Annotated in this window: 7 protein-coding genes; 6 read left to right on the top strand and 1 reads right to left on the bottom strand. The window is 64.4% G+C overall.

The genetic code is table 11. From position 1 onward, the window contains the following. Positions 1 to 219 precede the first annotated feature (219 nt). From H5368_RS09440 to H5368_RS09415, 6 genes are all read left to right on the top strand, one after another. Positions 220 to 747 (top strand): hypothetical protein, encoded by a 528-nt coding sequence (locus tag H5368_RS09440; protein WP_182823596.1) that lies wholly within the window; start codon positions 220 to 222, stop codon positions 745 to 747. Positions 748 to 917: 170 nt separating this feature from the next. Beyond that, positions 918 to 1,223, top strand: coding sequence for a helix-turn-helix transcriptional regulator (locus tag H5368_RS09435; protein WP_182823594.1), 306 nt, complete (start codon positions 918 to 920; stop codon positions 1,221 to 1,223). Positions 1,224 to 2,252: 1,029 nt separating this feature from the next. After that, positions 2,253 to 2,591 (top strand): DUF488 domain-containing protein, encoded by a 339-nt coding sequence (locus H5368_RS09430; protein ID WP_182823959.1) that lies wholly within the window; start codon positions 2,253 to 2,255, stop codon positions 2,589 to 2,591. A gap of 98 nt (positions 2,592 to 2,689) precedes the next feature. Further along, on the top strand, positions 2,690 to 3,232 hold the full coding sequence (locus H5368_RS09425; RefSeq protein ID WP_182823592.1) for a DUF1810 domain-containing protein: 543 nt from the start codon (positions 2,690 to 2,692) through the stop codon (positions 3,230 to 3,232). Further along, a complete protein-coding gene (locus tag H5368_RS09420; protein WP_182823590.1) occupies positions 3,229 to 3,918 on the top strand; it encodes a VIT family protein in 690 nt (229 codons plus the stop codon). Before H5368_RS09425 ends, H5368_RS09420 begins: the two co-directional genes overlap by 4 nt. Positions 3,919 to 4,133: 215 nt before the next feature. Beyond that, positions 4,134 to 4,355 carry a hypothetical protein gene (locus tag H5368_RS09415; protein ID WP_182823588.1) on the top strand — a complete coding sequence of 74 codons (222 nt, stop codon included), beginning with the start codon at positions 4,134 to 4,136 and terminating at the stop codon, positions 4,353 to 4,355. 120 nt (positions 4,356 to 4,475) lie between these two features. Here the strand turns inward: H5368_RS09415 and H5368_RS09410 are convergent, their stop codons facing one another. Next, on the bottom strand, positions 4,476 to 6,197 hold the full coding sequence (locus H5368_RS09410) for a M28 family metallopeptidase (RefSeq protein ID WP_182823585.1): 1,722 nt from the start codon (positions 6,195 to 6,197) through the stop codon (positions 4,476 to 4,478). Positions 6,198 to 6,220: the final 23 nt, after the last annotated feature.

The raw sequence follows: 6,220 nt of genomic DNA, 5'->3' as shown, positions 1-6,220 counted from the left end.
CATCCGCGGCTACGTCGACTTCTACAACCACCAGCGCCTACACTCGGCGCTGGGTTACACCGCACCCGCCGACTACGAGCGCAGATGCGCCTAACCAACGGGTGTCCACTTTATCGAAGGAAGTCCCACCCGCTTCGTTACGCGGCCCAGGCGGCAGGTAAAGCTTGCCACCTGGTCCACTCCACTGCGCGGGTCGGCTTAACTTAGGTGTTAGCCCCCATGAGAAAGTTCTTCGGCTTGCTGTTATTGATATTTGTACCTCCGGCCGATTCATCTGAGATGGCTGCCGTCTCCAGTGACGCGGGGTTTTGCGGCCGGGCGGAGGATAAATCGGCCATGTGCTACGAGTGGTTGTTGAACTCCAGTCCATCCATTCGCTTTGTGGCATACGGCTACGAGGACGGGATTGAGTACAGTTTCTACACGCTTCTGCCTAGCGATACGTACGAGCACATTATTCGCGTATATCCCGTGATTCGTGATAGCTCGCGCAACGATGCCTTGTTCTGGGGCTATCCTTGGGACATTCGAGACATCGCCCACTCAAACGGCAAGGGTCAGAAGAGGTTTTTGGCCAGCTTCGAGCACAATCTATTCGATGACGGTGAGGTGCACTCACCTTCGTGGCAGAGGCGTGTCCCTGCGGTCCTTTTCATTGGGCGTACCACACAACCGGCAATGACCGTGCCGCAACTCAAGTTCAAGGCAAGCGCCCTGAGTGGTCTGCGCACCGCGGCTGGGGGCTAACAATTCATTCAAGCCGAACCCGCTTCGCGGCGCGGCTTAATTCAGGCGTTAGGGCTCCCCGTGGGAGGTAATGTGCGAGTCTGGATCGCTCTTGCAACTTCGCTCTTGCTGTCCACCACGGCGTTAAGCGCGCCGCCGCAGAGAACCTCATGACTACCGGAAACGCTGATATGCGCAACTACATTCCTGCCAAAAAGCGCGTGGACGTGACTCCCGGCGAGTCTGTCCGCATTATCCGCGAGCTCCAAGGTTTCAGTCAGACGCAGCTGTCCTCGCTTTGCGGCATTCCGCAGACGACGATTTCCAGCATCGAGAACGGTCGCGTCAACCTTGGAGTGGAACGCGCAAAGACCTTGGCTGTGGCGCTGCATTGCCATCCAGCCGTTCTGGTCTTTCCTGGCTGGCAACTCGAGTCTGCCGCCTATCAATGCGTTCAAGCCGAGCCCGCTTGGTTACGCGGCCCAGGCGGCAGGTAAAGCTTGCCACCTGGTCCGCTTCACTGCGCGGCACGGCTTACCTCAGGTGTTAGGCGGCACATGAACGCATTCGGCTACTTTGGATTCATCGCTCTGGCGTCGCTGGCCATCCCATCGTGTGTGGCTCTGCCCCAAGAATTGATGGCAGTTCTCAAGCTGCGTTTGAACGCAGTCATGCAGCCGTTATTGCGGCACTCTCCGCGGAAGACCGGTTGCTGCTGTCCTAGGCGAAGCTGATAGTCCTATCGCCCAAGGGCTGCCTGACCACCAAGCCACCCGCTGGCCAGCCGTTCCTTAACGAGACTGTCGGCGGACAGGCAGACCTGAGCCCCTGCCGCAAAGAGCTGCATGGCCTTACGTTCAAGGACATCATCGGCCTGGCGTATCCTCAGGGAGAGCCAGCGGGTGGCGGTGTCGCGGGTGTTGCACTTACTTTGTTAACTCACGCCTCGCACTCACGCTCTATGGTATCCGTCAATCATGCGCGTAGTTCAGCTCGTCCGCAGACACTTTCCAGTACGGCGAATGGTCATTTGCGCACTGGCCGGTCTTCTTGTTTTCTACCACACGTACACTCTCTTCGACTTGTACTTTGGCTCAGGCACTGATTTGTACGGAGGTGGGAGCGGACATGCATACCCCTTGTTTGAGCACACGCAATCTATTCTTCGCGTGATGATTGTCGTCAGCCTGGTTTTCGTGGTCATGAACAGCCGATTCGCTCTATATGGAATGTGGGCTGCAATATCTGCGCTGGTAGCGACTCACTACTGGGCATTCTTCTTTGACCTCCCATTTCTTTTTTTGGATGGCAGACACCCACTCTCATATCTAAAGGGATTTATCATTCCCACCGTGATTTCGCTTTTGTACTTCTCTGTGAATTCAAAGCGGAAGTCTCGCGAGCCAAGTGCCGCCAGCGAGGGTTGAATTAACCTGCGGCGCCTGTCCATTCATTCGAGCCGACGCCGCTTCGCGGCGCTGCTTGATTCAGGCGCTAGGTCCGCATGGGGGTTTGTCGTGAACGTCATGTTGAAGCGAGCGTACGAATCTCCGGCCAAGAACGATGGAGAGAGGATTCTCGTAGATCGTCTTTGGCCACGAGGCCTGGCCAAGGTCAAAGCTGAAATCGATCTCTGGCTCAAAGAGGTCGCGCCATCGACCGGGCTTCGCCAATGGTTTGGGCATGACCCGGAGAAATGGTCCGAGTTCAAGAGAAGGTATCGCGCTGAGTTGCAGATCAATCCAGCATGGTCCGAGCTTCAAGCGCTCGCCCGTCAAGGAGATCTCACTCTTGTGTACGCGGCCAAGGATCAATTGCACAATGAAGCGGTGGTGCTCAAGGAGCTCCTGGAGCGCCGCACCTGACAACTCATTCGAGCCGAACGGCACGCCAGTCAAGGCTATGAGTTGCAACTGTTCGCTTTGCCGACGCGTGGGAGGCGTTTGGGCCTACTGGAGTTCGCGTGAAGTCCGATGAGTTCCGCCTCGCTCGGTTCCTGCATGCCCAGGAACATTCCTACGCCGCTGCACTGCAGGAGCTGTGCTCCGGCAGGAAACGGTCGCACTGGATCTGGTTCGTCTTTCCCCAGCTCAGGGGGCTTGGGCGCAGTTCGAACTCCGAGGTGTATGGCTTGGCCGGCTTGGCCGAGGCTCGCGCTTACCTTGCAGATCCGATTCTGGGGCACCGGCTCCGAGAAGCGACACGAGCCATGCTGGCTCATCACACCTTGGGCGCGAGCGCCGTGCTCGGCGACCTCGATGCGCTGAAGTTCCGGTCGTGTCTTACGCTGTTCTCGGTCGCTGATCCATCCGAGCACGTCTTTGCAATGGCGCTTGAGCGCTTCTTCGCTGGGGAGCGTGATGTGCGGACACTTGAGCTGCTGGACGCGCAGGGTGTGAGGCGTAACACCATCATGTCCCCGTACACCGGCGCCCGTGTCCGGCCCGAACCCGTGCCAGGATTGGCATCAACGCGCGATTTTCCACTTGCAGGTGAGCGGACATGAGACATGGCGAACGACATCGCACCCATCGGACCGGCTGGCTTCGCGCGGCGGTGCTTGGCGCGAACGACGGGATCGTATCCACCGCCAGCCTGGTGCTCGGTGTGGCCGCCGCCGGTGCAGGCACACGCGCGATTCTCGTCGCGGGTGTTGCCGGCCTGGTCGCCGGTGCCATGTCGATGGCCGCCGGCGAGTACGTGTCGGTCAGTTCGCAGGCGGACACCGAACGCGCCGACCTGGACCGCGAGCGCAAGGAGTTGGCGGCCAACCCGGAAGAGGAGCACGAGGAGCTGGTGTCGATCTACATGCAGCGGGGGCTGGACAGGGAGTTGGCGACGCGCGTTGCCACGCGCCTGACCGCGCATGACGCGCTTGGCGCCCACGGCCGGGACGAGCTCGGCATCTCGGATACGCTGGCAGCGAAGCCAGTCCAGGCCGCACTGGCTTCGGCTGGAACCTTCGCCGCGGGCGCGGCGCTGCCGCTGCTGATGGTGCTCGTGCTTCCGCAGGCCGGAGTGATGTGGGGAGTGGCCGGCAGTTCGCTGCTGTTCCTCGCGCTGCTGGGTCTCGTGGCGGCGCGTGCGGGCGGTTCGCCAGTGGCGGCTTCGGTGCTGCGTGTCGCCTTCTGGGGCACGCTGGCCATGGGCATGACGGCAGCGGTTGGCGCGCTCTTTGGCGTGAGCGCATGAGACAACCAGTTCGCGCAGCGCTCGTTCAGACTCTGGCTGATCGACGGCGGCTACCACGCCGTGCAGTTCCTGCTGTTCGGGCTGGTGTTTGGCCTCTGGAGCTGAATTCGAGGATGGCGCGTGGTGTCACATGTCGGCTCCACGGGCCGTCAATGCACGCAGTCGTATCCCGTCCGCCAGGAGGGCGTGGAGCGTGACGCTGGAGGGCGCATCAAATGAAGACGTTCATCGTGCTGCTGGGCTGGTGCCTGCTGTTTGTCCTGTGCTGGCCCCTGGCGCTGCTGGCCCTGGTGCTGTGGCCGCTCGCGTGGCTGGTGCTGCTGCCGTTCCGCCTGGTGGGCATCACGTTCGCCGCGCTGTTCGCGCTGCTGCAGGCGATCCTGTTCCTGCCCGCACGCCTGCTTGGCTGGCGTCCGTCCCGTCCCGTGTCTGCCTGAAGGCCCACGCGCTCAAGCACCTCCAGGAGTCGCCATGACCAGGTACTCCACACCGCTTCGACGCGCACTGATCGCGGTGAACGGGATCCACCACGACATCGCACCCGAATAGGCGCGCGCTTACCGCGCCCGCGCGCCCGGCACCGCGACCTGCGGCTTGGCACCGGCAAACCGCTCGCCGAAGAAGTCGCCGTCGTTCCAGCGCGGACGCGCGTCCTCGGCGCCGATCTGCCAGGCGATGCGCGCGGAGAGGCGGGCGAGACGGGCGGCATCGTCGTAGTGGATCGGCAGCGTCGCGTCGTCGCAGGGGCGGTGGTAGCAGTTGCGCATGAACCAGGTGGACGACACCCGCGGGTCGCGCGCGGTATCCACCGGCTCCACGCCACCGTCCAGGTACACCGCCGGAATGCCGGCGCGCACGAACGAGAACTGGTCGCTGCGCACGAACACGGCTTCTTCGGGGAAGGGATCCGACGACACCGCCACGCCGATCTCGGCCGCCGCCGCATCCACCACCGCCTTGAGCGACGAGTGCTGCACGCCGATCGACACCACGTCGCGGCTCGGGGCGGTCAGCACCGGCATGTCGATGTTGATGTTGGCCACCAGCGACCCGCGCGGCACGGTGGGGCGCTGCGCGAACCACTGCGAGCCGAGCAGGCCCTGCTCCTCGCCGGTCAGGGCGACGAACAGCTGCGAGCGCCGCGGCGCTGTTTCGCCCGCCTGCAGTTCGCGTGCCGCCTCCAGCATCACCGCCACGCCCAGCGCGTTGTCGATGGCGCCGTTGTGGATCGTGTCGCCGTCGACTTCGGCACCGACGCCGATGTGGTCGAGGTGTGCGGTGTGCACCACGTACTCGTCGGCCAGCACCGGATCCGCGCCGCGCAGCAGGCCGACCACGTTGCGCGACTGCATCGGTTCCACCCGGGTGCGCACGGCGAGCGACAGCGTGCCCGGCAGGTCGAAGCTACGCAGGCTGCCGGCGCGCGCATCGGCGAGCAGCTGCGCGGCGCTGCGGTCGTGGCCGGCGAACAGGGCATCGGCGGCGGCGGCGCTGACGCGCGCCACCACCTTGAGACCCGGCCAGGTGTCGATGCCGCGGCCGTCGTCGTCGCGCAGGCGCAGCGCGGGCTTCTCCCAGCCGGCAGCACTGCGTGCCCAGGGCAGGCGCACTTCGTCGTCGGCGGTGCCCACCAGCACCACGCCCACGGCGCCACGCTCGGCAATGCCGCGCAGCTTTTCCTGCAGCGAGCCGTGGAAGGCACGGCGGGTGTCGTCGAAACCCGCCGGCGCGCCGCCGAACATCATCGCCACCTTGCCGCGCAGGTCGAGGCCGGCAAAGTCGTCGTGGCCGAGTTCGGGCGCGTGCACCGCCTGGCCGACGAACACCGCCGGCGCGTCCACTTCCGCCAGCGGCTGGTTGAAGTTGGCCATCGGCAGGAACTCGTCCTGGAACGCCAGCGCGATCACCTCGCCGTTGCGGTGCACCTCGAGGCGCGCGCCCTCGGCGGCGATCGTGCCGCGCAGCAGCGGCACGCGCTGGAACCAGCTGCCGTCGTCGCCGCCCGGCGCGAGGCCGATGGCGGCGAAGCGCCCGGCGACGTGGTCGGCCGCCAGGTCGAAGCCGGCCGTGCCGGTTTCGCGGCCCTGCATGCGGTCGTCGGCGAGCGCGCGCACGTCGGCCTCGATGCGGTGGGCAGCCGGATCGGTCGAGCGCGGGGCGCTGGGTACGGGAATCTGGCCCGATGCCGCCGGCGCGGTGTCACGCGAGCAGGCGGGCAGTGCGACGGTCAATGCGACGGCGAGCAGGGCCGGCGCGATGCGGCGGGCGGTGAACGGCATGGGGGCGTCCGGCGATGCGAAGG

This window comes from Luteimonas sp. MC1782 (genome assembly GCF_014164605.1).
In the GTDB taxonomy this organism is placed as follows: domain Bacteria; phylum Pseudomonadota; class Gammaproteobacteria; order Xanthomonadales; family Xanthomonadaceae; genus Luteimonas.
This window is presented reverse-complemented; position numbering and strand designations above follow the sequence as displayed.

Excerpts from the sequence above, each read along its gene's own strand:
- H5368_RS09410 (WP_182823585.1), bottom strand. The coding sequence starts at position 6,197 with ATGCCGTTCACCGCCCGCCGCATCGCGCCGGCCCTGCTCGCCGTCGCA.
- H5368_RS09430 (WP_182823959.1), top strand. The coding sequence starts at position 2,253 with ATGTTGAAGCGAGCGTACGAATCTCCGGCCAAGAACGATGGAGAGAGG.
- H5368_RS09420 (WP_182823590.1), top strand. The coding sequence starts at position 3,229 with ATGAGACATGGCGAACGACATCGCACCCATCGGACCGGCTGGCTTCGC.
- H5368_RS09415 (WP_182823588.1), top strand. The coding sequence starts at position 4,134 with ATGAAGACGTTCATCGTGCTGCTGGGCTGGTGCCTGCTGTTTGTCCTG.
- H5368_RS09435 (WP_182823594.1), top strand. The coding sequence starts at position 918 with ATGCGCAACTACATTCCTGCCAAAAAGCGCGTGGACGTGACTCCCGGC.
- H5368_RS09440 (WP_182823596.1), top strand. The coding sequence starts at position 220 with ATGAGAAAGTTCTTCGGCTTGCTGTTATTGATATTTGTACCTCCGGCC.